We start from the raw sequence: 25,454 nt of genomic DNA, 5'->3' as shown, positions 1-25,454 counted from the left end.
CTCGCCCCGATCAGTCCCCCGGCCACGCCAACGCCCGCCCGCTCTCGAACCGCCGTGCCATGCCGGTCACGGGATCGGTGAACGCAATGCCGCGCGCCAGCAGTTGCAGCGGCTCGGCAAAATCCTCGGTGTCGTCCGGCCCGCGCAACACCTGCGGATAGAACTGGTCGCCCACGATGGGCGCGCCCAGGGCATTCATGTGCACGCGCAGCTGGTGCCGTTTGCCGGTGACGGGTGAGAGCGTGTAGCGCGCCCAGGCACCGCGCACCTCGGTGCGTTCGATGAGCGTTTCGCTGTTGGGCTCGCCCTCGGCCTCGACCATGCGGAAGAAGCGTTCGCCGTCTTCTTCGATGCGGCTGCGCCGCGTGAGCGGGAAAACCAGCGCGGGGAGGTGGGGTGCGATGGCTTCGTAGGTCTTGTGCACCACGCGGTCGCGAAACAGGGCCTGGTAGGCGTTGCGATCGGTGGGGCGCACGCTGAACAGCACCAGGCCTGCGGTTTCGCGGTCGATGCGGTGGACGGGGCTCAGCGTGTCGATGCCGGTGCGGCGCTTCAAACGCACCAGCAGGCTTTGCTGCACGAAGCGCCCGCCCGGGGTGACCGGCAGGAAATGCGGCTTGTCGGCCACCAGCAAATGCGCGTCCTGGAACAGCACCGTCTCTTCGAACGGCACCGCAGGCTCGTCGTCGAGATGGCGGTAATAGTGGATGCGTGCGCCGGGCTGGAACGCCGCGTCGGGCGGCAGCGGCTGGCCGGTGTCGTCCAGCACCTCGCCGCGCGCCAGACGATCGGCCCAGGCCGCGCGATCCACCACGCTCAGGCGCTCGGCCAGGTAGTCCAGCAGCAGCGTCCAGGGTGCGGACCGGGTGTGTGGCAGTGCCACGCAACTGGGTGACACGCCGTGGCGTGCGGGGATCTGCGGATGCTTGGGCGGGCGTGCCACGGCGGGGGCGCTCTGGCCTGGGGCGCGCGTGTTCGTCAGACCCGGCGGAACACCAGGTCCCACACGCCGTGGCCCAGCTTCAGACCCCGGTTCTCGAACTTGGTCAGGGGCCGGTAGCCGGGCTGGGGCACGAAGCCGCTGCCGCCGGCCTCGGCGGTGTTCTGCAGCAGCGGCTCGGCGTTCAGCACCTCCAGCATCTGGTGGGCATAGGGTTCCCAGTCGGTGGCCAGGTGCAGGTACCCGCCGGGCTTGAGGTGGCGCGCCAGCCGGTGCACAAACGCCGGCTGGATCAGTCGTCGTTTGTGGTGCCGGCTCTTGTGCCAGGGATCGGGGAAGAAGATGTGCACGCCGTCCAGGCTCGATTCGCCGAGCATGTGGTCGAGCACTTCGACCGCGTCGTGGCGCAGGATGCGGATGTTGTCCAGGTTCTGTTCACCCGCGAGCTTGAGCAGCGCGCCCACGCCGGGCTCGTGCACCTCGCAGCACAGAAAGTTGTCTTCGGGCCGCACGGCGGCGATGTGCGCGGTGGCCCCGCCCATGCCGAAGCCGATTTCCATGACGAGCGGGGCGCTCCGGCCAAAGGCCGCGTTGGCGTCAAAAGCGCCCGGTGTGTAGTTCAGCAGCCAGCGCGGGGCAAAAAGCTCGTAGGCCTTGGCCTGACCAGCGGTGGTGCGGCCGGCGCGCAGCACATAGCTTTTGACTTGCCGCACGTAGGGCACTTCACTCAGGGGGATGCGCGGCTGCGCGTGTCGAGGGTCGGTCATGGCGGGGTGCGGTTCGAGGGAGTGCGATTGTAGGGTTCGGGTCGTCAATCGCAGTCAGGGGAACCTTTTTCGGATGCACGGGATCAGCCAACCTCACATGACCTTCGTCGGCCGCTTGCTCATCCGCGCCTTCACCACCTTGGTGTTGTTGTGGTCGCCGTTGGTGGCCCCGGCTGCAGCGCTGTCTGGCTGCTGCCTTGAAGAACCCGTGTGCTGTGTGCAGATGACGCCTGGCTCCTGCGCGCAATGCCCATCGCTGGCCAAGGCGGTTGCCAGCGAGTTTTCAATGCCCAGCGCGTGCGCACTCAGCCCGCCCAGCACTTTGCCGGCAATCCACTTGCCCACCTCCTTGACCGATATCTGGCGGCCTCCGCCCGCTTTGTCCTTCGTCTGAAAACTGCAACTCCCTTTTTTCTTTGACAAGGAATGACCATGAAATCCAGATTTTTGAAGTCCATGTCGGTGATCGCCATCGCCGTGTCGTCGGCCCCCGCCTTCGCGGTGGCGGCGGGCGCTTGCTGTGTGGCGGGCGCGGCCTGCTGCATCGGCATGGCTTGCTGTCTGTGAACCAGGCGCCCCTGAGGCGCTGACACCGGGCCCGGTCTTGGAATTCCAAGGCCGGGCTTTTTTCATGGGATTTGCGTGGTGTGCGGCCAGAGCCCGGTCCAGTGCGACAACGCGGCTGCGGGCGACCCGGCTTGGGACGGCAGGCTCAGGGATTGAGCTGCGGCGTTGAGTGCGTGCAAAGGATCGGACAGGTCCAGTGGCTGGGCGCCATTTTGTTTGCTGAGCTTTTCGCCGTTGGCGCCCAGCACCAGGGGCGTGTGCAGCCAGGCCGGTGTGGGCAGGCCGAGTGCACGCTGGAGCAAGATTTGACGCGCCGTGTTGTCGGCCAGGTCTTCGCCGCGAACCACGTGGGTGATGCCTTGCGCCGCATCGTCCACCACCACGGCGAGCTGATAGGCCCAGAGGCCATCGGCGCGCTTGAGGATGAAGTCGCCCACCTCGGTGGCGACGTTCTGGGTTTGCGGGCCCAGACGGCGATCGATCCAGGCCACTTCACCCGGTTCCGGCAACTGGAGCCGCCAGGCGCGCGCGGGCTTGCCTTGAAGACCGCCACGGCCGGGACGGCAGGTGCCGGGATAGACGGCGATGTGGTGGCGTTCGCGCTGGGTGCCCTGGGCCTGCAGGGCCGCTTCAATGTCCTTGCGCGAGCAGCCGCAGGGGTAGGCGTGGCCTCGTTCGATGAGTTGGTCCAGTGCCCGTTGGTACAGATCGTCGCGTTGCGATTGCCAGACCACCGGCTCGTCGCTCACCAGGCCGCAGGCGGCCAGTTGCTGCAGGATGGTTTCGTCCATGCCGGGCGGGCAGCGCGGTGTGTCCACGTCTTCGATGCGCACGAGCCAGACGCCGCCTTGGGCGCGGGCGTCGAGCCAACTGGCCAGCGCTGCAACGAGTGAGCCCGCGTGCAGCGGGCCGGTGGGGGAGGGGGCAAATCGGCCCCTGTACGCAGCCATCTTGGGGAGGGCTTCGACAAGCTCAGCCCGAACGGAAAAAGAACAGCTCAGGCGAGCTCGAGTGCCATTTCAAGGCCGGAGACAAACGCGTCTTCGACCCGGTGGCCCAGGCACCAGTCCCCACACGCGCCGATGCCCAGCGCCTTGTCGAACAGGTGGCTCTTGCCCAGGGGCGTCTGCGTCTGGGCAAATCGCCAGCGGTGTGCCACGGCAAAGGTGGGTGTGGCGCGGATGCCGGTGATCTCGGCGAAGCCCTTGAGCAGCTTGGCCTTCACGCGCTCGGCGTCGTCTTCGAGGTGTTTGGTGGACCAGGCGGGGCTGGCCTGGATGGTCCAGCGCTCGATCGGGTCGCGCCCGGGCTTGCTCGATTCGCGCGCCAGCCAGCTGATGCGGTGGTGCGTGCTGCGCGCGGCGTTCCACTGCGGGCCCAGGTGGGGCAGTCCGGGCTGCATGGCCTGGGGATAGGCGACCATCAGCGTCCAGCAGGGTGCAACGTGCACGGGTGCCAGCGCCTGGCGCAGTTCGGGCGCAAGGCCCGAGACTCGCAACAGGTCGTGCACCTGCGGGTGCGGGATGGCCAGCACCACGCGGTCGAAGCCGCCGAGCACCTGCAGGCCACCAGCGCTGTCCTCGGTGCGCAGTTGCCATTGTTCGGGGTGCAGTGCGTCACGCTCGATCTGGGTCACGCGGGTGTCGAGCAAGGTGTTGGCCGCCAGCGGCTGCGCCCACAGGCCCACCAGGGCGTTCATGCCGGGCGAGGCCACGAAGTGTGGTTCGGTGGGCGGGGGCGCACTGGCCAGCACATGGCCGAATTCGTCGAGCACGCGCACGGTGCTGGCGCTCCAGGGGCGCACCACCGAGGTGGCGTTGCTGCGCAGGGCCTTCTCGAAACGCGCGTCGCGCACGGTGAAGTACTGTGATCCATGGTCGAAGCCACCGAACTCGGTGCGCCGGGTCGACATGCGACCGCCCAGGCCACGGCTTTTCTCGAACAGCGTGACCCGGTGCCCGGCCTGCACCAGCGTGCGCGCACACACCACGCCCGCCATGCCGGCGCCGACCACGGCGACATGCAGACCCAGAGGCCTGGCGGCCTTGGCTTTGGGGGCGGAAGCATTCTTGGCGCGGGTCTTGGAAGATGTGGTCATGTCTCGTGGCGCTTTCTTGATGACGCTTGATCGGGCTGGGTGGAGTGCTGTTGACTGTAGCAGTTGCTCCCTGGGGGGAGGCGCCACGGGCGCTACGGGGGTGATCAAATCTGGTGGTGGTTGCTCAGCAGCGCGGCGCGGGTCTGCGGGCTTTGCAGGCGATCCAGCCACCATCGCAGCGCACGACCCATGTCGCTCGCGGTGCGCGGCTGTCGCCAGGCGTAGGCCACGCGCAGGCTGCGGTCGGGCCTCTGCACGTTTTTCACCACCAGCCGCCCGGCTGCAATGAAGGGCTGTGCCAGCGGCAGCGGCAGAAAGCCACCTCCCAGGCCGCGCAGCTGCGCTTCCAGTTTGTGCTGCATGGTGGGCACGGTCAGCACGTCCTGCCCGGGCAGCAGGTTGTGGGTGACGCCGCGCCCGCGTTGGGCACTGTCGGCCACGGCCACGGCGCGGTGTTCGCGCAGTTCTTCATCGCACAGGCTGTGGCCCACCGCCGCCAGCGCATGGTGGGGTGCGACCGCGTAGACAAACGTGATCGGCCCCAGCGGCGCCGACTGGATTTCGGGCAGCGAGAGGTCGCTCGGCACACCCAGGGCCAGGTCGGCCTGACCCATCTGCAAGGCCTCCACCGTGCCCGAGAGCGTTTCTGCGCGCAGCTTCAGCCGCGTGGGCGCGCCCTCGGCGTAGAAGGCTTCGCAGAGCTCGAACAGCGTGGCGCGCGCAATGATCGCGTCGGCTGCGATGGTGAGCTGCGGTTCCCAGCCAGTGGCCACGCGCTTGACGCGCTGCGCCACCGCATCGAGTTCGCTCAACAAATACTGTCCGGAGCGCAGCAGCTCGGCGCCTGCGGGCGTGAGCACGGCGCGTCGGGCGCTGCGGTCGAACAGCAGCACATCCAGCGCGTCCTCGACCTGTCGGATGCGGTAGGTCAGCGCGCTGGGCACCATGCCCACCTCGCGCGCGGCGGCGGCCATGCTGCCCAGGCGCGCCACGGCCTCCAGCAAACCCAGGTTCTCGGGGGACAAGGCGGCGCGAGGCGTGGAAGAGGCCATGTTTGTATGGGGCTTATGTGTTCAGAATATTTGAATGATGCCATCAAATACGTGCAGTCTCAACGGCCATGAGCGCACCCACAATTCACCCCATGCCAGCGAAACCCACCCGGTTTCAGCGGCACCACTCCCAGACCGAAAGGACCACACCATGCTCCAGATTCGACGCTCCGATGCCCGCGGCTTCGCAGACCACGGCTGGCTCAAAAGCGCCCACTCGTTCTCGTTTGCCGAGTACTTTGACCCGGCCTGGATGGGCTGGGGCAACCTGCGTGTGATCAACGAAGACCGCATCGCCCCCGGCACCGGTTTCGGCACGCACGGCCACCGCGACATGGAAATCATCAGCTACGTGTTGCAGGGCAACCTGGCGCACAAGGACAGCATGGGCAACGTCAAGGGCATCCCGCCCGGCGACGTGCAGCGCATGAGCGCCGGCAGCGGCGTGCGCCACAGCGAGTTCAACCACGCGCCGGACGCCACCACGCACTTTCTGCAGATCTGGATCGAGCCCAACGTGAAGGGCATCGAGCCGGGCTACGAGCAGAAGACCTTTGCCGACGACCAGAAGCGCGGCAAGCTGCGCCTGGTGGCCTCCAACGGTGGGGCCGACGGCTCGGTGCACATCAACGCCGACGCGTCGATGTACGCCGGCCTGCTGGACGGCACGGAGACCGCCGAGCTGGCCCTGAACCCTGCGCGCAAGACTTATGTGCACCTGGTGCGTGGTTCGCTGGACGTGAACGGTGAAACGCTCAAGGGCGGCGACGCCGCCGTGCTGGCGGCTGAAAGCCAGCTCACGCTAGCCAACGGCAAAGATGCCGAAGTGCTGGTGTTCGATCTCGCTGCCTGAACCATTTTTTCCATCCCTCCACTCAACTTTTTTTTACTCAAGGACTCACCATGAACGCTTTGCAAAATCCCCTGGCCCTGATCGGCCGCATCCTGTTGGCTCTGGTCTTCGTGCCCGCCGGCTGGAGCAAGATCGGTGGCTTCGACGGCATGGTCGGCTACTCCGCCAGCATGGGTTTGCCGCTGCCCACCGTGGGTGTGGCGATCGCGCTGGTGATCGAGCTCTTCGGTGGCCTGGCGCTTCTGATCGGCTACCGCACGCGGATCGCCGCCATTGCCCTGGCCGTGTTCACGCTGGTGGCCAGCTTCTTCTTCCACGCCTACTGGTCCCTGCCGGCCGACCAGCAAATGATGCAGAACCTGATGTTCTTCAAGAACATCGCCATCACCGGTGGCCTGCTCGCCTTCGCTGCTTTCGGCGCTGGCGCGTTCAGCCTGGACGCCCGCCGCAGCGCTTGAAAGTCACAAGGTCCCGTTTTTTCTTCAACCCGCGCCCGACTGTCGTCTGCGCAATTTCGTGAAAGCCATCCCATGACCAAAGTTGTTGTCGTTTATCACTCCGGCTACGGCCATACCCAGCGCATGGCGCAATCGGTCGCTGAAGGCGCTGGTGCCGAGCTGCTTGCCATCGACGCCGAGGGCAACCTGCCCGAAGGCGGCTGGGAGACCCTGGCCGCGGCTGACGCCATCATCATGGGTTCGCCCACCTACATGGGCACCGTGAGCTGGCAGTTCAAGAAATTCGCCGATGCCTCCAGCAAGCCCTGGTTCAGCCAGCAGTGGAAAGACAAGGTCTTCGCCGGTTTCACCAACAGCGCCACCATGAACGGCGACAAGCTGTCCACGCTGCACTACCTGTTCACCCTGGCCATGCAGCACAGCGGCATCTGGGTCGGTACCGGCCTGATGCCCAGCAACAGCAAGGCCGCACAACGCAACGACGTGAACTTCGTGGGCTCCTTCAGCGGCGCCATGGCACAGAGCCCGTCAGACGCGGGCGCCAACGAAATGCTGCCGGGTGATCTGGAGACGGCGAAGCTGTTCGGCCAGCGCGTGGCGGCCACGGCTGCGAAATTCAAGGCTTGATCGCCAGGTTTCGTTCGCCCTGAGCTCAGGGCCCGTTCGTCCTGAGCTCACGTTCCGTTCGCCCTGAGCCTGTCGAAGGGTTACCACGCCCGCTGGCCCGGATGGACCTCGACAAGCTCAGTCCGAACAGGATTTTGATTTGGCGTGCGCGTAACATCCGCCGGATGAAAGTACTGAGCATCATTCCCTGGGCAGACTGGCTGGCGCTGGTCTGCTTTTTTGCGTTGTGGACCGGCTATGCGTGGTTTGCCCGGGTGTGGGGCCGCAAGATGGGCTCGCTCATCGAGACCACCAACCGTTACCGCGGCTACTGGATGACGCAGACCACCGCGCGCGACCCGCGCATGCTCGATGGCCTGATCACCCAGACGCTGTCCAACACGCCGGCCTTTTTCTCGTCCACCTCCATCCTGGTCATCGGTGGTTTGTTTGCCCTGCTCGGCACCACCGACAAAGCCACCGAGCTGATGAGCGAAATCCCGTTCGCGCAGACCACCACCCTGATCGTCTTCGAGTTCAAGATCCTGGTGATGGTGTCGATCTTCGTGTATGCCTTCTTCCGTTTTTCCTGGTGCATGCGGCAGTACACCTTCGTGGCTTTGATCATTGGCGCCATGCCGCCGGTTGAAGATTTCGAGGCCGGCAAGCACGACCGGCGTGCGTACGCCGGGCGTGCTGCGGCCATGGTGGGCGCAGCTGCCGAGACCTTCAACGACGGGCTGCGGGCTTACTACTTTTCTTTTGCTGCGCTCGCCTGGTTCGTATCGCCGGTGGCCATGGTGGTGGCCACGCTGGCGGTGGTCGCCATTCTCTACAGCCGCGAGTTCCGCTCCGAGGTGCTGAGCATCCTCAAGGACGAAATACCACCGCCGAACTGAGCGGGCGGGAGGCACCGTGCCTTCTAAAATGGGTCGATGTTCACCCATCTGCGCCTGCACACCGAATTCTCCGTCGTCGACGGCACCAACCGCATCGATGAAGTCGTGGCCGCCGCGGCCGCCGACCGCCAGCCCGCGCTGGCCATCACCGACCTGAGCAACCTGTTCGGCGCCGTCAAGTTCTACAAGGCCGCGCGCGGCGTGGGCGTCAAACCCATCATCGGCGCCGAGGTGATGCTGCAGGGCTTCACCGAAGAGACGCCCGGCGCTATGCCCGGCAGCCACCAGCCCGCCGCACCGCGCGTGCTGCTGCTGGTGCAGGACCACCAGGGTTACCTGAACCTGAGCGAGCTGCTGGCCCGCGCCTGGACGCGCAACGAAGGCCGGGGCCAGGCACTGGTGCACCGCGACTGGCTCCAGGAATGCAACGCCGGTTTGATCATGCTGTCGGGCGCGCAGGCCGGCCCGGTGGGGCAGGCGCTGATGCAGGGCGACACGCAGCGTGCGACCGACATGGCGCTGCAGCTCTCCACCCTGTTCACGCACCGCTTCTACCTGGAGTTGCAACGCGCTGGCCGTGCCGACGACGAGCGCCATGTGTCCCAGACCGTGCAACTCGCCGCGCGCCTGCACCTGCCGGTGGTGGCCACGCACCCAGTGCAATTTCTCGAGCCCGACGGCTACGAGGCGCACGAGGCGCGGGTCTGCATTTCCGAAGGCGAGATCCTCGGCAACAACCGGCGCGTGCGCCGATTCACGCGCGAGCAGTACTTCAAGAGCGCCGAGCAGATGCAGGCGCTGTTTGCCGATGTGCCCTCGGCCGTGGCCAACACGCTGGAGATTGCCAAGCGCTGCAACCTCAAGCTGGTGCTGGGCAAACCCCAGCTGCCCAACTTCCCCACGCCGCTGATCGATGGCGTGCCCATGCCGATGGCGGACTTCTTCCGCCAGTCATCGTTTGAAGGGCTCGAAGAGCGCCTGGCCCACCTGTACCCCGACGCGGCCAAGCGAGACGCCGAGCGGCCGCGCTACGTGGAACGCCTGGAGTTCGAGATCAACACGATCCTGAACATGGGCTTCCCGGGCTACTTTTTGATCGTGGGCGACTTCATCAACTGGGCCAAGAACAACGGCTGCCCGGTCGGCCCGGGCCGCGGCTCGGGCGCTGGCTCGCTGGTGGCCTACGCCCTCAAGATCACCGACCTCGACCCGCTCCAATACAAGCTGCTGTTCGAGCGCTTTTTGAACCCGGAGCGGGTGTCCATGCCCGACTTCGACATCGACTTCTGCCAGACCAACCGCGACCGCGTGATCGACTACGTCAAGGACAAGTACGGCAAGGACGCGGTGAGCCAGATCGCCACCTTCGGCACGCTGGCCGCGCGCGCCGCCATTCGCGACGTGGGCCGCGTGCTCGATTTCTCCTACGGCTTCTGCGACGGCATCTCCAAGCTGATCCCGAACAAGCCGGGCATGTCGGTCACGTTGCAGTACCCGCCGAATCCGAAGAAGGAGGGCGACAAGAACAACTACGCGATCGAGATGGAGCCGGTGCTGGCCGAGCGCATCGCCAAGGAAGACGACGTCAAGACGCTGATCGAACTGGCTCAGAAGCTCGAAGGCATGACGCGCAACATCGGCATGCACGCCGGTGGTGTGCTGATTGCGCCCGGCAAGCTCACCGACTTCTGCCCGCTGTACGCGCAGCCCGGCAGCGACTCGGCTGTGAGCCAGTACGACAAGGACGACGTGGAGGCCATTGGTCTCGTGAAGTTCGACTTTCTGGGCCTGGCCACGCTGACCATCCTGGAGATCGCGCGCGAGCTGATCATGAAGCGCCACCCAGGCCAGGAAGGCTTCCGTTTTGAAGACATTCCGCTGACGGACGCCAAGGTCTACGCGCTGTTCTCGCGCGGGCAGACCGAGGCCGTGTTCCAGTTTGAAAGCCGCGGCATGCAGGGCATGCTGAAAGACGCCAAACCGAGCCGGCTGGAAGACCTGATTGCCCTGAACGCGCTGTACCGGCCAGGCCCCATGGACCTGATCCCCAGCTTCGTGAACCGCAAGCATGGCAAGGAAGTCATCGAGTACCCGCACCCGCTGGTGGCGGAGATGCTCTCCGAGACCTACGGCATCATGGTTTACCAGGAGCAGGTGATGCAGACCGCGCAGATCCTGGGCGGCTATTCGCTCGGTGGCGCCGACATGCTGCGCCGCGCCATGGGCAAGAAGAAGGCCGAGGAGATGGCCGAGCACCGCGAGATCTTCCGCGCCGGTGCGGCGAAGAACAACATCTCGCAAGAAAAGGCAGACGAGATCTTCGACCTGATGGAGAAGTTCGCGGGCTACGGCTTCAACAAGTCGCACGCCGCTGCGTACTCGCTGCTGGCGTACCACACCGGCTGGCTCAAGGTGCACTACACGGCCGAGTTCTTCTGCGCCAACATGACGGTGGAGATGGACGACACCGACAAGCTCAAGGTCTTGCACGAAGACGCACTCAAGATGGGCATGAGCTTCGAAGCGCCGGACGTGAACCGCGGCTTTCACCGCTTTGAGCCTGTGACCAACAAAGTCATCCGCTACGGCCTGGGCGCCATCAAGGGCACGGGCCAGGGAGCGATCGAGGCCATCGTGGCGGCGCGCGAAGGCCGCGGCGAAGGTCCGCGCGGCCATGAGGCCGGCCCGTTCAAGAGCCTGTTCGATTTCTGTGTGCGTGTGGACCGCACGCGCCTGAACAAACGCACGGTCGAGGCGCTGATCAAGGCGGGTGGTTTCGATTCACTGCACCTCAACCGCGCCGAACTGCTGGCCTCGGTGGACCGTGCATTCACTTTTGCCGCCGCGTCGGCCGCCAACGCCGCGCAAGCCGACATCTTTGGCGACAGCGACCACGGCTCCAGCACGCAAGACCCTGACCTGGTGGCCACCACGCCTTGGGGCGTGAAGGAACGCCTGACGATGGAGAAGACCGCGATCGGCTTCTACTTCTCGGGCCATTTGTTCGACGAGGTGGAGCGCGAGGTGCGCCGGTTTGCGCGCACACCGCTGGGCGATGTGGTGGAAAGCCGCGACCCGGTGATCCTGGCCGGCATCGTGACCGACTTTCGCGTCATCAACGGTCAACGCGGCAAGCTCGCATTGTTCAAGCTCGACGACAAGACCGGCGTGTTTGAAACCAGCGCCGACGAGAACCTGATCAACGCGCACCGCAACCTGCTGAAAGACGACGAACTCATCATCGTGCAGGCGGTGGCCCAGCCCGACCGTTTCTCGGGCGGCGTGCGCCTGAAGATCCAGCAGGTGTGGGACCTGGCCGCCGCGCGCTGCCGCTTCGGCAAGTACCTGCGCGTGGCGGTGAACGGCCATTCGCCTGCCGTGGCTCAACTGGTGCGCGAGTTTCCGCCCAAGCGGGAAGTGACGGAGCAGGGCGAACTGGTGCGCGGCTTGCCGGTGCGGCTGCAATTGCTGCGCGAGGGTGCGCAGTGCGAACTGCAGCTGGACGACCGCGCGCTGTTTTTCCCGACCGATGCGGCGCTGGCCAGCTGGATGGCGCAGGCGCACGAGCAACGGGCGGAAATCGTGTTTGACTAGGAGGCACCCCCTGCGCCGCTGCGCGGCTTCCCCCTGAAGGGGGACAACATCTGCGGCCGGGCAAAGCCGGTTCCGCGATGTATCTGGTGTGGGGATCGCGCGCCGGAAAGGTACTTGATCAGTCCAGCGGACGCAGACCGATCACCAACGAAGACGGCACGCGTCCGTCCGTGTCGCGCGGCAGGCTGCTGGTGCGGTCGATGGCTCGCAGCACGGCCTCGTCCCAGGCGGCGTTGCCGCTGCTCTTGGTGAGCTTGCGCGAGGTGATGGTGCCGTCGGGTGCGGTGCGCACCTCGACCTCGGCGCGCGGGTTGCCCGGGGCCACGTCGGTGAACACCACGTTGGGTTTGATGCGCGCGGCCACCTTGGCGCCGTAGCCTGGCGTGGGGCCACTGGACTGCTGCGCGGTGCCCGTGCTTTGTGGGCCACCGGTGGCGCCGGCCTGGCCCATCATGCGGGTGATCTGTTCGTCTCGCAGCTGGTCGCGGCGCTTGGCGTCTGCGGCTTCGGCCTTGCGTTCTTGCTCGCGCTTCTGGTCGGCCAGTTTCTGCTGGCGCTCCTTTTCGTCGGCTGCCTTTTCCGCTGCGGCTTTTTTCTCCGCCGCTGCCTTCTCGGCGGCTTTCGTGGCCGCGAGTTTTTTGGCCTCTTCCTCACGCGCCTTCTTCTCGGCCTCGGCCTTCTTCTTCGCTTGCGCGGTGGCGATCTCGGCCTGGTTGGGCGAGGGGGGTGGTGGTGCGGGTGCGGGCACCGGGGTGGGTTTGGGAGGGGCAGGCGGGGGGGGCGCTGGCGGAGGCGGTGGAGGCTCCACCGCACGCGGCGCAGCCTGCTGCGGCAGGCGCGACCAGAGCTCGGCTTCGAACGTCACCGGTTCGGCATCGTTCTGCCAACTCACGCCCCAGGTGAGCGCGATCATCAGCAGGCCATGCGCGACCAGCGCCAGGCCCATCGGGCCGAGCCAGCGGCCGGTGGGCGGCGGGGCCAGGTCGAGGTGGTCGGCGGTGGATTGCATGCGGCAAATCAGCGTGAGGTTTGCACGGACAGGCCGACGCGGGCGATCCCCGCCTCTTGCAGGGTGCTCATCACGCGCACGACCGCGTCGTACTTCACGTTCTTGTCGGCGCTGATGACCACTGGCACGCCGCCTTCGTGTGCGGCACCTTTGCCGGCCTGCAACTGCTTCACACGCGCCACCAGCTGGCCCATGGTCACCGGTTGCGGCTCGGTGCTGGCCGATCCTTCGCGCACCTTGATCTGCTCGTCCTTGTCGATCACCACCGCCACGAAACGGTCGGGCTGGCGCCCGGCCTGGCCCACGCTGGGCAGCGCGATCTGGCTCGGCGTGATGAGCGGGGCCGTGACCATGAAGATGATCAGCAGCACGAGCATCACGTCGATGAACGGGACCATGTTGATCTCGTTGATGGTGCGACGGCCTCGGCCGCGTGAAGAAACGGCGGGCATGTTCAGTGTCCCGAGGGGGTTTGTGTCTGAGCGCCCAGGTTGCGCTGCAGGATGTTGGAGAACTCTTCCATGAAGGTCTCCATGGCGTTGGCCACGCGGTCGATGTCGTGCGCAAAGCGGTTGTAGAACACGACGGCGGGGATGGCGGCGAACAGGCCGATGGCGGTGGCCACGAGGGCCTCGGCGATGCCGGGCGCCACGGTGGCCAGGGTCACCTGGGCCAGCGCTGCCAAGCCGGTGAAGGCGTGCATGATGCCCCACACCGTGCCGAACAGGCCCACATACGGCGAGACCGAGCCGACCGAAGCCAGGAACGAGAGGTTGGTTTCCAGCACGTCGAGTTCGCGCTGGAAGCTCGCGCGCATGGCGCGGCGCGCGCCGTCGAGCAGGGCGCCGTTGTCGGTGATGCGGCGCTCGCGCAGCTTCTGGTATTCGCGCATGCCGCTGGCAAAGATGCGTTCCATGGGGCCACCGTGTTTGGCGCTCTGGGCGGCGGCGGCATACAGGTCGTTGAGGTTGGTACCCGACCAGAACTCACGCTCGAAGTCGTCGTTGTGGGCACGCACGCGCTTGAGCGAGAACACCTTGCGGAAGATGGCGGCCCAGCTCATGACGGACACGACCATGAGCAGCACCACCACGGCCTGCACCACCCAACTGGCGTTGAGCATCAATTGAACGATGGAGAGATCTTGGTTCATGGGTGTTCAGAGATGGCGGGTCGTGAAGAAGTTTCAGGGCGGCAGCTGGAGCGCGGCCATCACGGCGGGCGGAATGCGCTGCGGGCGCAACTGGCGATCGTCAACCCAGCCGATGCGGATGGTACCGCTGCAGAGCAGTGGCGCTGGTTCGCTGCCCGCCGTATCGCTCTGCTGCGGTTTCAGTAGCGCGGTCTGCTCGATTGTCATGGACGCGCGGCCCGCTTCCACCACCCGTGCTGTAACCAGAAGCAAATCATCCAGCCGTGCAGGCCGGTGGTATTGCAACTGCGTCTGGGTGACGACGAACATGCCACCGAGCTGTTCGCGCAGGCGCTGCTGTTCGATGCCCAACGCGCGCAGCCATTCGGTACGGGCGCGCTCGAAAAATTTCAGGTAGTTGGCATAGAACACGATACCGCCTGCGTCCGTGTCTTCCCAGTAGACCCGCACGGGCCAGCTGAACGGTGCGGATTGCAGTGCGGGCACGCTCACAGCGCTTGCTCCAGGCGAGACACCGCCTCACGAAGCTGCGCCATCGAATTGGCGGTGGAGAAGCGCAGGTACCGGCCGGGGTCGGCGCTGCCGAAGTCGCGCCCCGGTGTGGCGGCCAGTTGGCAACGTTTCATGAGCTCAAACGCCAGTGCCCAGCTGCCGCCCTCATCGGGTCGCGAGCCTTGGGGCGGAATGCCCCACCGGTCGCACAGCCCGCTCACATCGGCCCAGGCGTAGAAGGCGCCGTCGGGCATCACCGGCACGGTCAGGCCCAGGCGGTTGAGCTCGGGAATGAAATAGTCGCGCCGTGCTTTGAACTGGCTGCGGCGGCGTTCGTATTCAGTCAGGCTGTCGGGCTCGAAGCAGGCCAGCGCCGCGTGTTGTGCAATGGTGCTGGCGCAAATGAAGAGGTTCTGCGCCAGACGCTCCACCGCAGGCACCAGAGCGGGTGGCAGCACCAGCCAACCCAGGCGCCAGCCGGTCATGTTGAAGTACTTGCTGAAGCTGTTGATGCTGATGACCTCGTCACCGAGGCTGTCTGGCAGGCCGAGCGCGCTGTGGCCGAATGCATCCTCGTAGCTCAGGCCGAGGTAGATCTCGTCGACCATGGTCACGCCGTCTTTTGAGCGCACGCAGCGCGCGATGCGCTCAAGCTCGTCGCGGGCAATAGAGGTGCCCGTGGGGTTGGACGGCGAGGCCAGCAGCACACCGCGTGTGGCCGGGGTCCAGTGGGCTTCGACTTGCGCTGCGCTCAGCTGAAAACGCTGCTCGGGGCCGCTGGGAATCATCACCGCGCGGCCTTCGGCGGCTTGCACGAACTGCCGGTTGCAGGGATAGCTCGGGTCCGGCATCAGCACTTCGTCGCCGGCATCAATGAGCGCCAGGCAGGCCAATTGCAGCGCGGCGGAGGCGCCTGCGGTGACCACGATGCGGCTGGCGTCGATCGAGAGACCGAACCGCGAGGCGTACCAGCCGCTGATGGCTTCACGCAAGGCAGGCAGGCCGAGTGCCTGCGTGTACTGGCTGCGCCCATCGCGGATCGCGCGTTCGGCCGCGGCTGTGACCAACGGTGGCGCAGTGAAATCAGGTTCGCCGATGTTCAGGTAGATCATCGACCGGCCGCCCGGCTTCGCCTGGGCCGCCATGTCGGATGCTGCCTTCGCCAGCTCCATCACGTAGAAGGGATCGACGCGCTGGGCGCGCTGCGAAATCCTCACGGCGCAGATGACTTGCGCGAGCCGGGCTTGGAGGGCGCTGCGGCCACTTCGACCGGGCGCAGCTGCGCGGCCAACTGGTGCAGCACGCCGTTGACGTACTTGTGACCATCGGTGCCACCGAACGATTTGGCCAGCTCGATGCATTCGTTGAGCACCACGCGCCAGGGCACGTCCAGGCAGTGCTGGAATTCGTATGTGCCGATCCACAGCACACCGCGCTCTATCGGCGAGAGCTCGACCAACGGGCGATCGAGCAAAGGCTTGATCAACGCATCCAGTGCCTCCGCCTGATCGATGCTGCCGTGCAGCAATGCGTCAAAGTGCACGCTGTCGCATTTGTGGAAGCCGGCGAGATCGCGCGTGAAGACGTCGATGTCACTGGTGGCGTTGCGTCCTACCAGGTGCTGGTAAATCGCCTGCAGGGCGAATTCACGGGCGCGGGTGCGGGCCGATTTGTCGGCGGCCTTGCGACCGATCAGGCCGCTCTTGGCCTTTTCGCCCTCGGGGGTGGGGAGTTCTGTGGTCATGTTCAACCGATCTCTTGCAGCAGGTGGGCCATTTCCACAGCCACGCGGGCCGCATCGCGGCCCTTGTCGGTTTTGCGCGCGATGGCCTGCTCCAGCGTTTCGGTGGTCAGGATGGCGTTGGCGATGGGGATCTGGTAGTCCAGGGCCAGGCGCGTGACGCCAGCCCCCGACTCGTTGGCCACCAGTTCGAAGTGGTAGGTTTCGCCGCGGATGATGCAACCCAGGGCGATGAGTGCGTCGAAGTCGTCTCGCTCTGCCATGGCCTGCAGCGCCACGGGCACTTCAAGCGCTCCGGGTACCTTCACATGAGCGATGTTTTTCTCCTGTACGCCGAGCGCGACCAACTCCGCCAGGCAGGCGTTGTACAGCGCGTCGGTGATGGGTTCGTTGAAGCGGGCCTGAACGATCCCGATGCTGAGCTTCTTGCCGTCGAGCAAGTGGGCCGTGCCTTTGTCTGCGCCGAACATGTGCGGCTCCGTTTCTTGATGATGAGTTGAATGGGCTCAGCCGTTGCGGCTGAGGTAACCGGTGATTTCCAGGCCGTAGCCGGTCATGCTGGGCATGCGGCGCGGGTTGCCCATGAGCTGCATCCTGTGCACGCCGCAATCGCGCAGGATCTGCGCGCCCACGCCATACGTGCGCAGATCCATGCGGCCGCGCTCGGGCGCCTGGGCCGAGCGGGCGGTGCCTTCAAACTGTGCCAACAGCTGCGCAGCAGTCTCGCCACAGTTGAGCAGCACGGCCACGCCGGCACCGGTTTCGCTGATGTGGCGCAGGCTGGCCTCCAGGCTCCACGAATGCATGGAGCGGCCAACCTCCAGCGTATCAAGCACCGACAGCGGCTCGTGCACGCGCACGGCGACCGACTGGTCTGGGCTCCATTGGCCTTTGACGAGAGCGAGATGCAGGGCACCGCTGGGCTCGTCACTGAAGGCGTGCACCTGGAACTCGCCAAACGCGGTGTTCAGGCTGCGGGTGCCCAGTTTCTTCACCAGGCATTCGGTGCGGCTGCGGTGCTCGATCAAGTCGGCGATGGTGCCGATTTTCAGTCCGTGCTCGGCTGCGAACACCTGCAGGTCGGGCAGGCGGGCCATGGTGCCGTCGTCCTTCATGATTTCGCAGATCACGGCGCTGGGGCTGCAGCCGGCCATGGCGGCCAGGTCGCAACCGGCTTCGGTGTGGCCCGCGCGCATGAGCACGCCGCCTTCAACCGCCTGCAGCGGGAAGATGTGGCCGGGCTGCACCAGATCGGCCGCCACGGCGTTGGGCGCCACCGCCGCCTGCACCGTGCGCGCGCGGTCAGCCGCCGAAATACCGGTGGTCACGCCCTCGGCCGCTTCAATGGAGATGGTGAATGCCGTGCCCATCTTCGTGCCGTTGCGCGGCACCATGGGGGGCAGTTGCAGGCGCTCGCAGCGCTCTTTGGTGAGAGTGAGGCAGATCAGGCCTCGCCCAAAGCGGGCCATGAAGTTGATGGCTTCCGGGGTCACATGGTCGGCAGCGAGCACCAGGTCGCCTTCGTTTTCGCGGTCTTCTTCGTCGACCAGGATCACCATGCGCCCGGCGCGCATGTCGGCCACGATGTCTTCCACGGGGGAGATGGCCACTGGGGCCAGGGTTTCAGGCGCGTTCATGCGGGTTCCTTGAGATTGGGTTGGCCGGCGCTGAGCATGCGCTCCACGTAGCGCGCGACGGTGTCGATTTCCAGATTGACCGCGCTGCCGTTGGTCAACTGGCCCAGCGAGGTGTTCTCCACTGTGTGGGGTATGAGGTTGATGCTGAATTCACAGCCCTCGGTGGTGTCTTTGACCGAATTGACAGTCAGGCTCACGCCGTTGACGGTGATGGAGCCCTTGTAGGCGAGGTATTTGCCGAGTTCGGGCGGCGCCATCACCCGCAACTCCCAGCTTTCGCCCACCTGGGCAAAACGGGTCACGCGCCCGACGCCATCCACATGACCGGAGACGATGTGCCCGCCCAGACGGTCGTGGGCGCGAAGGGCCTTTTCCAGATTGATGCGGTGTCCGGCCTGCGCCAGCCCCGCGGTGCGGGCAAGCGACTCGGCCGAGATGTCGATGGTGAAACGCTGCTGGGGCAGATCCAGCGTGGTCACGGTCATGCAGGCGCCGTTGAGCGCAATGCTGTCGCCCAAGCCGACGTCATCAAGATACCCGGGGGGTGCCTCGATCGTGAGTCGCTTGCCATGGTCCAAAGAGCTGCCCAGGTCGTGGAGGGCGGCGATGCGCCCCACGCCGGTGATGATGCCGGTAAACATCCGGCTATTTTCGCAGGGTTTGCGAAAGCGACCTTGTGCCGGGACTTGTCGAGGGGAAGAGCGCGGTTCTGGCTCTCCCGCAGGTGCCTCAGGAACCTCGGAAGCACCCTTGCAGCGTTTGACCTGGCAGGGCGTTCACGAGTTGGCGTTGCCCTGTGTCGGCGATCACCAGGTCCCCACAACGGTCACCCAGCATCATGCCGGCACGCGTGGCCCGCAAGGAGAAGGTTTGCGCGACGGCTGCGACGACGACCAGGTTGTTTCCCTCCACGAGCTGAATGTTGTACGCCGCCGCGCCTGCAGCCGGCGACCGTTGCAGGTTGGCCGGCAAGGTGGCGCCGACGTACGCGTCGCGCGAACTGTGGAAACGGCGCATGAACTGGGCCGCTTCCACCAGCGCGCGCTGCACATCCGCGCGCTGGGACGCGCGAATGGACTCCCGGTAGGAGGGGTAGGCCACGGCGGCGAGGATGGCCACGATGGCGGCGACCACCATGACCTCGATGAGCGTGAATCCGCCCATGGTGTTGGAGTGTGCGGGTGAGTTCACAGTGGTGGCCTTGTCAGCTGGTATTGCTGGCGGCTCCAGGGTTTGGGGGTGTTTTTGTTGTTCAGGCATATTGTTTGTCCAACGAGCACACCATCCTGCAATCCAACAACCTTAAAAGGGGACGCTTTGCAATCTCCGTCGCTATCTGGATCGCCTTCCCCGTGATGGGTCATCACTCCACTGCCACTGCCCAAGACATTGATCACGCTGATGTTGCGCGATAGTCCTCCCATCTTGCGCACTACACCCGCAACGTTGTCCACCACGCCATCGCCATCGAGGTCGAACGCTGGTCTCCCTGCGCCGGTCAGCGCGTCAAGGATGTAGACCGCATTCGTTGGCAGATTGGTAGGGGTGCAACTCTCGGTGTCGTTGTAAACGCTGCTGTCCAGTGCCACCGTGTTGATCTCGACGCTGGAACCCACCGCTCGAACCTGATCAATGACGCGCTCGCCTGTCGCAGCATTCAGGTTGAAAAACCAACCGTTGTATTTGGTCCAGTCAATGGCGTTTTCGGAAAGGGAGTAGCCCTGAGTTCCATTGACATCCATCTCCAGCTTGAGGGCGGACTGTTCCACCAAGGCGTTGGTCTGAACAGTGTCGAATCCGGTTTTCTGAACACCAGCTTTGGTGGTCGGATCCCAAATTCCGTAAAGGCTCTCGCGAATGGACGTGTCTGCCAGATCGCCGTCTTCGAGCACCATGCCGGTACCGAAAACCACGATGTATCCGCCATTGGGATGAACGTGCCAAAGAGGCGCGGCATAGATGGGCCGGTTGTTTCTGGTGGTGAACAATGGCTTGTCGTAGGCGACTTTCCATGAAGATGGCGCGCCGCGGAGGTCGAAGCGCCACAGGTTGCCATTGGCGTCACCGGCGTAAGCTGCCACGATGCGTCTGCGGGTGTCTCGCACCAGGGTCACGCCACCCAGCCCGCGGCCCGCAGAGTACGTGGCGGGTAGTGGAATGCTGCGCACCAGTGCTCCTGTCATGGCATTGAGCACGACCAAGCCTGCCTTGCTTCCACCGGCCTGTCCGTTGTAGTGGCCGCTGTTGACCACCGCCACCCAGTCTCCCGAGTCGGTCTGTCCGCTGCGCGCGGGATTGGTCATGTAGCCCGTGACAACAGAGGTGCTGTCGAGAGTGTCGGGTCCAGCCTCCCAGAAGAAGTCGCCCATGTCCGGCGTTCGGTCACCGTTGGGCTTGAGTGGCGATCGCAAGCCGTACACCAGCTTCTCGCCCCGCCCGCCTGTGCCGATGGCAAGCTGATTCCACTGAGTGCCCGAAAAAATGTCATGTCGGCTCAGTGGGCCATCAACTGCTGCCGTGGCCATCTGAATTCGCGTGCCCGCCTGATTGACACGGTATGCACCGCACTCATCGGCTGCCTGCGCGGCCACGGGGGTGGCGGTCAAAGTGAAGTCCAGGCCATTCACAGATTGGACTGAAATGACGTAACGCCCCCCTTCAACCGCCAACACCTCGCGTGGAATGATCCTGTGTCCCGGGTAATGGCCGAGAGCCGTGGCCGTTTGTTCCATCCATTGCGTCGCTTTCAACAGCGCTGCACGGGCATCTTCTCGATGGCTGTGCATCAGATGACCATTTAAAGCGGGCAGTGCCGCTGCCAACACCAAGGCTGCCAGGGCAATCGCCCCCATGCACTGGCCGAGCGTGAAGCGGCCCATGGTCATCATGGCGTTCATCGCAGCGGCACCAGATGGTCGCTTGCCTGGGCGTTTCCACGCTCAAGCAGACGAGCGATCGGGATAAGGCTCGCTGGAATATGAAGTGGCAGTGCAAACAACATGCCGGCACTGTAGCGATACCCAATGAATACGAAAGGACTCTCCGGATAAGAGTCGTCAAGCGGATGATCGCCGGAGAAGGTACCTTGTTTGTACTAGGCGCTTTTCTGTTTGAGTCCGACGCGCCTGATGCATTCGCTGAGATCGTCAGCCCTGCTCGGTCTCCAGAAATGCGTCTTTGCCGTGCACCCGCGCCAAGATGCGCAGGTCTTCGCCTATGTGCTCGACCGCTGAGAAGTGGAGTTGAATGCCATCGTGCAACTGCTTGAGCGGGCCGAAACTGGAAAATCCTGCGCCTTGTCCGAGCAGCCTGGGGGCCAGGTACAGCAGCAGCTCGTCTACCAGGCCTTCGCGCAGGAACGATCCGTTGAGCTTGTGGCCGGCTTCCACGTGCAGTTCATTCACTTCACGCTGAGCCAGATCGCGCAGCATGTCGGGCAGACTCACCTTCTGGTTGGCCCCCGGCATGTGGATCAGTAGGGCGCCCCGCTCGGCCAAGGCGGATTGTTTTCCTGCATCCAGCGCTGAGTGGTAAATCCAGACCTGCCGAGGCAGACCGCCTGTCGCGGGTTCGAACAGGCGAGCGGTTGGTGGCGTGTTCAATTCGCTGTCCACCACCACAAGGTGTGGCTGTCGAGTCGTTCCAGGCAATCTCACGTCGAGCCTCGGATCGTCTTGCAACACGGTGCCAATGCCTGTCAGCACGGCACATGCTCTTGCCCGCCAAGCTTGGCCATCGAGGCGCGCAGCCTCTCCGGTGATCCATTGGCTTGCGCCATTGTCCAGCGCGGTCGTTCCGTCGAGCGAGGCGGCCACTTTCATGCGAACCCATGGCGTGCCGCGAATCATGCGACTGAAGAAGCCGATGTTGAGCTCGCGTGATGCTCGCGCAGCGTCGCCGTCAGGGGGGAGCAATTCCACCTCAATGCCTGCCGACCTCAAGCGCGCCATTCCGCGCCCGGCCACCAGTGGATTGGGGTCCGTGGAGGCCACCACCACCTTGGTGATCTTGGCGGCGATCAATGCGTCGCAGCAGGGCGGTGTACGACCGTGGTGAGAGCAGGGCTCCAGCGTGACAAATGCCGTGGCACCGCGAGTTTCATGCCCTCGCGCCGCAGCATCTCGCAGGGCCATCACCTCGGCGTGTGGGCCCCCGGTCGCCTGTGTGTGGCCTTCGCCAATCGTTTGGCCATGGTCGTCCTGCAGTACGCAACCGACGCGAGGATTGGGGTTGGACAGACGCAGTGCACGCTCGGCCACTCGCAGAGCGCCGTGTATTTGTAGATCAAAAGAATTCACATTGGGGACTTGCTGGAGGTGGTTTCAGAGGTGCACACCACTCGGAAGCGGTTCGGCTCCGCTGGTCCTTCTACTACAAAGGAAGCAGAGGCCAGTCGTTACGATTTGTTTGTCAAGGATCAAATCAATGTCCACTTTCAAGCACCGCGGGTTCACGCTGATCGAGCTCATGATCACGGTGGCCATTGTCGCCATCCTGGCGGCAGTGGCGTATCCGTCGTATCAGAATTACATTCTTCGCGCCAACAGGTCTGCTGCCCAGAGCTTTCTTTTCAATGTTGCCAACCGGCAGGAGCAGCAAATGATCAACGCGCGATCCTATTTCGGGATTGCCGCTGGTACCGCCGCGCAGTGGACCGGCGTCGGTGTCACCGTGCCCAAAGAGGTTTCGGCCAATTACACCGTGACTGTCGTGGCCAACAACGCGGCGACGCCGCCTTCCTACCAGGCGTTGGCAACGCCGATTGGCCGACAGGTGGCAGACACCCGCTGCGGGACGTTGACGCTCACACAGGCGGGTGCACGTGGTGTGCAAAACGCTACCGCATCTGCCACGGAATGCTGGTGAGTCACGCCATGGCGAACAGCCTGCACCAGCGCCGCCATCTCGAAAGGCTTCGGCACGGGGGATTCACGCTTGTTGAACTGATGGTCACCCTGGCCGTTTTGGTGGTGCTGCTGATCGTGGCGGTTCCATCGTTCGACGGAGTGATTCGACAGCAACGTGCTCGTGCTGCTGTGTCCGATCTTCAAACGACCTTCATTCTGGCGCGTAGTGAGGCGATCAAGCGCAATGCGAATATCGCCATCCAGCCGAAGGTGGCGGCGACCGGGTGGACGAGTGGCTGGACTGTACTGGCCGGTGCAGTCACTCTCTATGACCAGGCTGCCTACTCAGGGGTGACGATCACGCCCAGTTCCGGAAATGCGACGGTCCTTACCTACGCCAACTCGGGGCGCACCACGGCCAATGCTCAAGTTCGGTTCAGTGTTCAAGCGGGTGATGTCCGGCGATGTGTGATTGTCGGCGTCAGTGGCACCCCTTCCAGTACCAATCAGCCATGTCCTTGATCAAACTTCAGAAGTCCAGACGGCGTCGAGTCCGAGGGAGCAGTCTTATCGAAGTCATGACGACTTTGGTAATTCTGATGATTGGCCTGCTTGGGCTGGTAGGAGTCATGCTGCAAAGCCAGAGGGCACAAGTGGAGTCGTACGAGCGTGTGCAGGCATTGGGAATCCTGCAAGACATGGCCGACCGGATGAATACCAATCGTGCGTCGGCTTCCTGCTATGCCCTCACCGATCAAGCTACGGGAATCTCACCTTTCCTGGGTACCGGTGGGGCGGCCGTTCCTGGTTGTGGTACCGGCACTGCCACTCAGATTGCGCGAGCGCAGGCCGACATGGCCGAGTGGCGCGACCTGCTGCTCGGTGCAAATGAGGCACTGGGTGGCGCCAACGTGGGTGCCGCGCTTGGCGCCAGAGGCTGCATTACCTCGGTGCCTGGCGTACCCAACACTTACCAAATCAGTGTGGCGTGGCAGGGCCGAGATCAAATCGCCGCGCCGCCAGCCGCAGTGCCTTGCGCGAGTGGCGAGTTTGGAGCAGACAGTCAGCGCCGAGCGGTGAGCGTCACTGTCAAGATGGCTGATTTTGCATTTGCAGGCCCATGAGTTCTCAAGCAGAGCCACCCATGAAGCAACAAAATCCGATCCGCCGCGGCCAACATGGCGTCACCTTGATCGAGCTTATGGTTTCCATCGCGATCGGTCTTTTTCTCGTTGTGGGCCTTGCCACGTTGTTTTCTCAGCAGAGCGGTGCGCGCCGTTCGATCGACAACACCGGAAAACTGATTGAAAACGGTCGCTATGCCATGTTTGTCCTTTCCAAGGACATCCAGCTGGCGGGCTATCTGGGTGAGTTGACCGTCCCTCCGGCCGCTCCGGCCGCCGTTCCCAATCCCTGCCTGCTCACGGTCGCAGAACTCGAGAGCGCCATGCCTTTGCAACTGCAGGGGTTCAACAATCCCGCAGGTGCGGCGGTCCCCGCTTGCGTGACCAACCACCGTGCGGGCACCGACATCGTCGTGGTGCGCCGCGCTGATGTTGCGCCGGTGGCGCTGGGCGCAGCGCAGGCAGGTCATGTGTACTTGCAAACTGGCGTGATTGCGCCCCTGTCAACCGTTTTCAATTACCGATTCAACCAAGCGCCTTCAGCTACTTTCGACCTTCGGCTCAAGGACGGTCTCACAGTCTCACCGCTGCGGCGCTACATCACGCACATCTACTTCGTCAGCACGTGCAGCGACCCTGGGGCCGACGGTGTGTGTGGTGCTGGCGACGACACCATTCCGACGCTCAAGCGCCTCGAAATAACGGTGACCGGCGGTGCACGTACGTTCAACACGGTAGCCTTGGTTGAAGGTATCGAAAACATGCAGATCGACTATGGCCTGGATGTCTTGCTGCCAGCGGCGCCAGGCGCCATCGATGGCAGTGCCGACCTGTTCACGGAGGGCACTGTGTCAAACGGCGCAGTGGCCATGACCGCTGAAGACTGGACGAATGTGGTGGCCGTGCGTATTCACCTTCTGGCTCGCAGCCTGGACCCGGAGGCCGGGTACCAGGACGGCAAGGTCTACAACCTGGGACTGGCCGGCAATACTGCCGCGACAGGGGACGCCTTCAAACGGCATGTGTTTTCGCAGTTGGTCAGAGTCGTCAACCCCAGCGGCAGGAGAGAGCCATGAAGGCCCGTTGTGAGCAAAAGGGGAGCACTCTTGTGGTGAGTCTCATCATGCTGGTGCTGATCACGCTGGTGGCGGTGTCAGCCATTCGCTTCGGGGTGGTCAACCTGAAGATTGCGGGCAATGCGCAGGTGCAGACCGAAGCCACCACGGCGGCGCAGACCACGATTGAAAACCTGATCGAGGAGATCAATGTTGCAGAGAACCTCGACGCGATTCAGGCCAAGGCGGCGCTATCTGTGGTGACGGGTAGCCAGAGCTACCCGGTGGCGGTTGTCAAACCAGCCTGCAAGATCAGCGTGCCGGTCTTGAACCAGGAACTCAACACAGCCAGCGCTGCCGACATCCCGTGTTTTGAGTCGGCCGACTCTGACTTCGCCTACAAGCCCGACGGCACGCCCATTGGCAAGCTGTCCGCCTGCAACCGCCAGCAGTGGGATTTGGAGGTCTCGGTCAACGATGCCTCCACAGGTGCCTCGCTCACGATGGTTCAAGGGTTGTCGGTGCGCGTGCCTGCCCAGGTTGCGTGCAATTGAACGCACCA

At 64.4% G+C, this 25,454-nt stretch carries 29 protein-coding genes; 11 read left to right on the top strand and 18 right to left on the bottom strand.

Annotated features, from left to right (window positions below; genetic code table 11):
- Positions 1 to 10 precede the first annotated feature (10 nt).
- From F9Z44_RS13680 to F9Z44_RS13670, 3 genes are all read right to left on the bottom strand, one after another.
- Positions 11 to 943, bottom strand: a complete 933-nt coding sequence (locus tag F9Z44_RS13680; RefSeq protein ID WP_159607013.1) for a pseudouridine synthase — start codon at positions 941 to 943, stop codon at positions 11 to 13.
- Between the two features lie 35 nt (positions 944 to 978).
- A complete protein-coding gene (gene trmB, locus F9Z44_RS13675; RefSeq protein WP_159607011.1) occupies positions 979 to 1,707 on the bottom strand; it encodes a tRNA (guanosine(46)-N7)-methyltransferase TrmB in 729 nt (242 codons plus the stop codon).
- A 93-nt stretch (positions 1,708 to 1,800) separates the two neighbouring features.
- Positions 1,801 to 2,130, bottom strand: coding sequence for a hypothetical protein (locus F9Z44_RS13670; RefSeq protein WP_159607009.1), 330 nt, complete (start codon positions 2,128 to 2,130; stop codon positions 1,801 to 1,803).
- 9 nt (positions 2,131 to 2,139) lie between these two features.
- On the opposite strand from F9Z44_RS13670, the gene F9Z44_RS23155 reads away from it, so the two are divergent.
- Complete coding sequence (locus F9Z44_RS23155) at positions 2,140 to 2,274, top strand: hypothetical protein (RefSeq protein ID WP_274382128.1); 135 nt, start codon at positions 2,140 to 2,142, stop codon at positions 2,272 to 2,274.
- A gap of 62 nt (positions 2,275 to 2,336) precedes the next feature.
- Here the strand turns inward: F9Z44_RS23155 and gluQRS are convergent, their stop codons facing one another.
- The 3 genes from gluQRS to F9Z44_RS13655 all read right to left on the bottom strand — a co-directional run bounded on the left by gluQRS (position 2,337) and on the right by F9Z44_RS13655 (position 5,424).
- Positions 2,337 to 3,224 carry a tRNA glutamyl-Q(34) synthetase GluQRS gene (gene gluQRS / locus F9Z44_RS13665; protein WP_159607007.1) on the bottom strand — a complete coding sequence of 296 codons (888 nt, stop codon included), beginning with the start codon at positions 3,222 to 3,224 and terminating at the stop codon, positions 2,337 to 2,339.
- 47 nt (positions 3,225 to 3,271) lie between these two features.
- Complete coding sequence (locus tag F9Z44_RS13660; RefSeq protein ID WP_159607005.1) at positions 3,272 to 4,372, bottom strand: NAD(P)/FAD-dependent oxidoreductase; 1,101 nt, start codon at positions 4,370 to 4,372, stop codon at positions 3,272 to 3,274.
- 104 nt (positions 4,373 to 4,476) lie between these two features.
- Entirely contained in the window at positions 4,477 to 5,424 is a 948-nt protein-coding gene (locus F9Z44_RS13655) for a LysR family transcriptional regulator (protein WP_159607003.1), read from the bottom strand.
- 151 nt (positions 5,425 to 5,575) lie between these two features.
- On the opposite strand from F9Z44_RS13655, the gene F9Z44_RS13650 reads away from it, so the two are divergent.
- The 5 genes from F9Z44_RS13650 to dnaE all read left to right on the top strand — a co-directional run bounded on the left by F9Z44_RS13650 (position 5,576) and on the right by dnaE (position 11,834).
- Entirely contained in the window at positions 5,576 to 6,277 is a 702-nt protein-coding gene (locus F9Z44_RS13650; RefSeq protein ID WP_159607001.1) for a pirin family protein, read from the top strand.
- A 50-nt stretch (positions 6,278 to 6,327) separates the two neighbouring features.
- Entirely contained in the window at positions 6,328 to 6,735 is a 408-nt protein-coding gene (locus F9Z44_RS13645; RefSeq protein ID WP_159606999.1) for a DoxX family protein, read from the top strand.
- A 72-nt stretch (positions 6,736 to 6,807) separates the two neighbouring features.
- The gene (locus F9Z44_RS13640; RefSeq protein ID WP_159606997.1) at positions 6,808 to 7,362 is read left to right on the top strand and encodes a flavodoxin family protein; all 555 of its coding nucleotides are present in this window, start codon (positions 6,808 to 6,810) and stop codon (positions 7,360 to 7,362) included.
- Between the two features lie 164 nt (positions 7,363 to 7,526).
- Positions 7,527 to 8,240 carry a DUF599 domain-containing protein gene (locus F9Z44_RS13635; RefSeq protein WP_159606995.1) on the top strand — a complete coding sequence of 238 codons (714 nt, stop codon included), beginning with the start codon at positions 7,527 to 7,529 and terminating at the stop codon, positions 8,238 to 8,240.
- Positions 8,241 to 8,276: 36 nt separating this feature from the next.
- Complete coding sequence (gene dnaE / locus F9Z44_RS13630) at positions 8,277 to 11,834, top strand: DNA polymerase III subunit alpha (RefSeq protein ID WP_159606993.1); 3,558 nt, start codon at positions 8,277 to 8,279, stop codon at positions 11,832 to 11,834.
- Between the two features lie 118 nt (positions 11,835 to 11,952).
- On the opposite strand, the gene tolA is transcribed toward dnaE, so the two are convergent.
- The 12 genes from tolA to ribD form a co-directional block, all read right to left on the bottom strand.
- Positions 11,953 to 12,843: a cell envelope integrity protein TolA gene (gene tolA, locus F9Z44_RS13625; protein WP_159606991.1), complete on the bottom strand. Its 891-nt coding sequence runs from the start codon at positions 12,841 to 12,843 to the stop codon at positions 11,953 to 11,955.
- An 8-nt stretch (positions 12,844 to 12,851) separates the two neighbouring features.
- Entirely contained in the window at positions 12,852 to 13,295 is a 444-nt protein-coding gene (locus F9Z44_RS13620) for a biopolymer transporter ExbD (protein WP_159606989.1), read from the bottom strand.
- Positions 13,296 to 13,297: 2 nt separating this feature from the next.
- Positions 13,298 to 13,996, bottom strand: a complete 699-nt coding sequence (tolQ, locus tag F9Z44_RS13615; RefSeq protein ID WP_159606987.1) for a protein TolQ — start codon at positions 13,994 to 13,996, stop codon at positions 13,298 to 13,300.
- A 33-nt stretch (positions 13,997 to 14,029) separates the two neighbouring features.
- Positions 14,030 to 14,488 (bottom strand): tol-pal system-associated acyl-CoA thioesterase, encoded by a 459-nt coding sequence (gene ybgC / locus F9Z44_RS13610; protein ID WP_159606985.1) that lies wholly within the window; start codon positions 14,486 to 14,488, stop codon positions 14,030 to 14,032.
- A complete protein-coding gene (locus F9Z44_RS13605) occupies positions 14,485 to 15,705 on the bottom strand; it encodes a pyridoxal phosphate-dependent aminotransferase (protein ID WP_159606983.1) in 1,221 nt (406 codons plus the stop codon). The genes ybgC and F9Z44_RS13605 overlap by 4 nt, the downstream gene beginning before the upstream one ends.
- Positions 15,702 to 16,232, bottom strand: a complete 531-nt coding sequence (gene nusB, locus F9Z44_RS13600; RefSeq protein WP_159606981.1) for a transcription antitermination factor NusB — start codon at positions 16,230 to 16,232, stop codon at positions 15,702 to 15,704. The genes F9Z44_RS13605 and nusB overlap by 4 nt, the downstream gene beginning before the upstream one ends.
- Positions 16,233 to 16,234: 2 nt before the next feature.
- Entirely contained in the window at positions 16,235 to 16,699 is a 465-nt protein-coding gene (gene ribH, locus F9Z44_RS13595; protein WP_159606979.1) for a 6,7-dimethyl-8-ribityllumazine synthase, read from the bottom strand.
- 36 nt (positions 16,700 to 16,735) lie between these two features.
- Complete coding sequence (gene ribBA / locus F9Z44_RS13590) at positions 16,736 to 17,866, bottom strand: bifunctional 3,4-dihydroxy-2-butanone-4-phosphate synthase/GTP cyclohydrolase II (protein WP_159606977.1); 1,131 nt, start codon at positions 17,864 to 17,866, stop codon at positions 16,736 to 16,738.
- Positions 17,863 to 18,507: a riboflavin synthase gene (locus F9Z44_RS13585; protein WP_159606975.1), complete on the bottom strand. Its 645-nt coding sequence runs from the start codon at positions 18,505 to 18,507 to the stop codon at positions 17,863 to 17,865. Before F9Z44_RS13585 ends, ribBA begins: the two co-directional genes overlap by 4 nt.
- A gap of 88 nt (positions 18,508 to 18,595) precedes the next feature.
- Positions 18,596 to 19,057, bottom strand: coding sequence for a type IV pilin protein (locus tag F9Z44_RS13580; protein ID WP_274382127.1), 462 nt, complete (start codon positions 19,055 to 19,057; stop codon positions 18,596 to 18,598).
- Complete coding sequence (locus tag F9Z44_RS13575; RefSeq protein ID WP_159606971.1) at positions 19,054 to 20,763, bottom strand: PilC/PilY family type IV pilus protein; 1,710 nt, start codon at positions 20,761 to 20,763, stop codon at positions 19,054 to 19,056. The genes F9Z44_RS13580 and F9Z44_RS13575 overlap by 4 nt, the downstream gene beginning before the upstream one ends.
- A 249-nt stretch (positions 20,764 to 21,012) precedes the next feature.
- Complete coding sequence (gene ribD / locus F9Z44_RS13570) at positions 21,013 to 22,164, bottom strand: bifunctional diaminohydroxyphosphoribosylaminopyrimidine deaminase/5-amino-6-(5-phosphoribosylamino)uracil reductase RibD (RefSeq protein WP_159606969.1); 1,152 nt, start codon at positions 22,162 to 22,164, stop codon at positions 21,013 to 21,015.
- 127 nt (positions 22,165 to 22,291) lie between these two features.
- Here ribD and F9Z44_RS13565 point away from each other — a divergent pair, with 127 nt between their 5' ends.
- From F9Z44_RS13565 to F9Z44_RS13545, 5 genes are read left to right on the top strand one after another with little or no spacing between them, the layout of a single operon-like run.
- A complete protein-coding gene (locus F9Z44_RS13565; RefSeq protein ID WP_159606967.1) occupies positions 22,292 to 22,732 on the top strand; it encodes a type IV pilin protein in 441 nt (146 codons plus the stop codon).
- Positions 22,733 to 22,740: 8 nt separating this feature from the next.
- Positions 22,741 to 23,235, top strand: a complete 495-nt coding sequence (locus tag F9Z44_RS13560; protein WP_159608725.1) for a GspH/FimT family pseudopilin — start codon at positions 22,741 to 22,743, stop codon at positions 23,233 to 23,235.
- On the top strand, positions 23,226 to 23,837 hold the full coding sequence (pilV, locus tag F9Z44_RS13555) for a type IV pilus modification protein PilV (RefSeq protein WP_159606965.1): 612 nt from the start codon (positions 23,226 to 23,228) through the stop codon (positions 23,835 to 23,837). The genes F9Z44_RS13560 and pilV overlap by 10 nt, the downstream gene beginning before the upstream one ends.
- A 20-nt stretch (positions 23,838 to 23,857) precedes the next feature.
- Positions 23,858 to 24,913, top strand: coding sequence for a PilW family protein (locus tag F9Z44_RS13550; RefSeq protein WP_159608724.1), 1,056 nt, complete (start codon positions 23,858 to 23,860; stop codon positions 24,911 to 24,913).
- A 47-nt stretch (positions 24,914 to 24,960) separates the two neighbouring features.
- Complete coding sequence (locus F9Z44_RS13545; RefSeq protein ID WP_159606963.1) at positions 24,961 to 25,446, top strand: hypothetical protein; 486 nt, start codon at positions 24,961 to 24,963, stop codon at positions 25,444 to 25,446.
- Positions 25,447 to 25,454: the final 8 nt, after the last annotated feature.

It is taken from the genome of Hydrogenophaga sp. PBL-H3 (assembly GCF_010104355.1).
Classification (GTDB): Bacteria; Pseudomonadota; Gammaproteobacteria; order Burkholderiales; family Burkholderiaceae_C; genus Hydrogenophaga.
This window is presented reverse-complemented; position numbering and strand designations above follow the sequence as displayed.

What these genes read in the sequence shown, in the direction of transcription:
- F9Z44_RS13660 (WP_159607005.1), bottom strand. Translation starts at nt 4,372, where the DNA reads ATGACCACATCTTCCAAGACCCGCGCCAAGAATGCTTCCGCCCCCAAA.
- nusB (WP_159606981.1), bottom strand. Translation starts at nt 16,232, where the DNA reads ATGACCACAGAACTCCCCACCCCCGAGGGCGAAAAGGCCAAGAGCGGC.
- F9Z44_RS23155 (WP_274382128.1), top strand. Translation starts at nt 2,140, where the DNA reads ATGAAATCCAGATTTTTGAAGTCCATGTCGGTGATCGCCATCGCCGTG.
- F9Z44_RS13565 (WP_159606967.1), top strand. Translation starts at nt 22,292, where the DNA reads ATGTCCACTTTCAAGCACCGCGGGTTCACGCTGATCGAGCTCATGATC.
- F9Z44_RS13650 (WP_159607001.1), top strand. Translation starts at nt 5,576, where the DNA reads ATGCTCCAGATTCGACGCTCCGATGCCCGCGGCTTCGCAGACCACGGC.
- pilV (WP_159606965.1), top strand. Translation starts at nt 23,226, where the DNA reads ATGTCCTTGATCAAACTTCAGAAGTCCAGACGGCGTCGAGTCCGAGGG.
- F9Z44_RS13545 (WP_159606963.1), top strand. Translation starts at nt 24,961, where the DNA reads ATGCTGGTGCTGATCACGCTGGTGGCGGTGTCAGCCATTCGCTTCGGG.
- F9Z44_RS13560 (WP_159608725.1), top strand. Translation starts at nt 22,741, where the DNA reads ATGGCGAACAGCCTGCACCAGCGCCGCCATCTCGAAAGGCTTCGGCAC.
- F9Z44_RS13550 (WP_159608724.1), top strand. Translation starts at nt 23,858, where the DNA reads ATGAAGCAACAAAATCCGATCCGCCGCGGCCAACATGGCGTCACCTTG.
- F9Z44_RS13575 (WP_159606971.1), bottom strand. Translation starts at nt 20,763, where the DNA reads ATGAACGCCATGATGACCATGGGCCGCTTCACGCTCGGCCAGTGCATG.
- ribH (WP_159606979.1), bottom strand. Translation starts at nt 16,699, where the DNA reads ATGTTCGGCGCAGACAAAGGCACGGCCCACTTGCTCGACGGCAAGAAG.
- F9Z44_RS13655 (WP_159607003.1), bottom strand. Translation starts at nt 5,424, where the DNA reads ATGGCCTCTTCCACGCCTCGCGCCGCCTTGTCCCCCGAGAACCTGGGT.
- F9Z44_RS13635 (WP_159606995.1), top strand. Translation starts at nt 7,527, where the DNA reads ATGAAAGTACTGAGCATCATTCCCTGGGCAGACTGGCTGGCGCTGGTC.
- dnaE (WP_159606993.1), top strand. Translation starts at nt 8,277, where the DNA reads ATGTTCACCCATCTGCGCCTGCACACCGAATTCTCCGTCGTCGACGGC.
- ribBA (WP_159606977.1), bottom strand. Translation starts at nt 17,866, where the DNA reads ATGAACGCGCCTGAAACCCTGGCCCCAGTGGCCATCTCCCCCGTGGAA.
- F9Z44_RS13585 (WP_159606975.1), bottom strand. Translation starts at nt 18,507, where the DNA reads ATGTTTACCGGCATCATCACCGGCGTGGGGCGCATCGCCGCCCTCCAC.
- F9Z44_RS13640 (WP_159606997.1), top strand. Translation starts at nt 6,808, where the DNA reads ATGACCAAAGTTGTTGTCGTTTATCACTCCGGCTACGGCCATACCCAG.
- gluQRS (WP_159607007.1), bottom strand. Translation starts at nt 3,224, where the DNA reads ATGGCTGCGTACAGGGGCCGATTTGCCCCCTCCCCCACCGGCCCGCTG.
- F9Z44_RS13620 (WP_159606989.1), bottom strand. Translation starts at nt 13,295, where the DNA reads ATGCCCGCCGTTTCTTCACGCGGCCGAGGCCGTCGCACCATCAACGAG.
- tolA (WP_159606991.1), bottom strand. Translation starts at nt 12,843, where the DNA reads ATGCAATCCACCGCCGACCACCTCGACCTGGCCCCGCCGCCCACCGGC.
- trmB (WP_159607011.1), bottom strand. Translation starts at nt 1,707, where the DNA reads ATGACCGACCCTCGACACGCGCAGCCGCGCATCCCCCTGAGTGAAGTG.
- tolQ (WP_159606987.1), bottom strand. Translation starts at nt 13,996, where the DNA reads ATGAACCAAGATCTCTCCATCGTTCAATTGATGCTCAACGCCAGTTGG.
- F9Z44_RS13645 (WP_159606999.1), top strand. Translation starts at nt 6,328, where the DNA reads ATGAACGCTTTGCAAAATCCCCTGGCCCTGATCGGCCGCATCCTGTTG.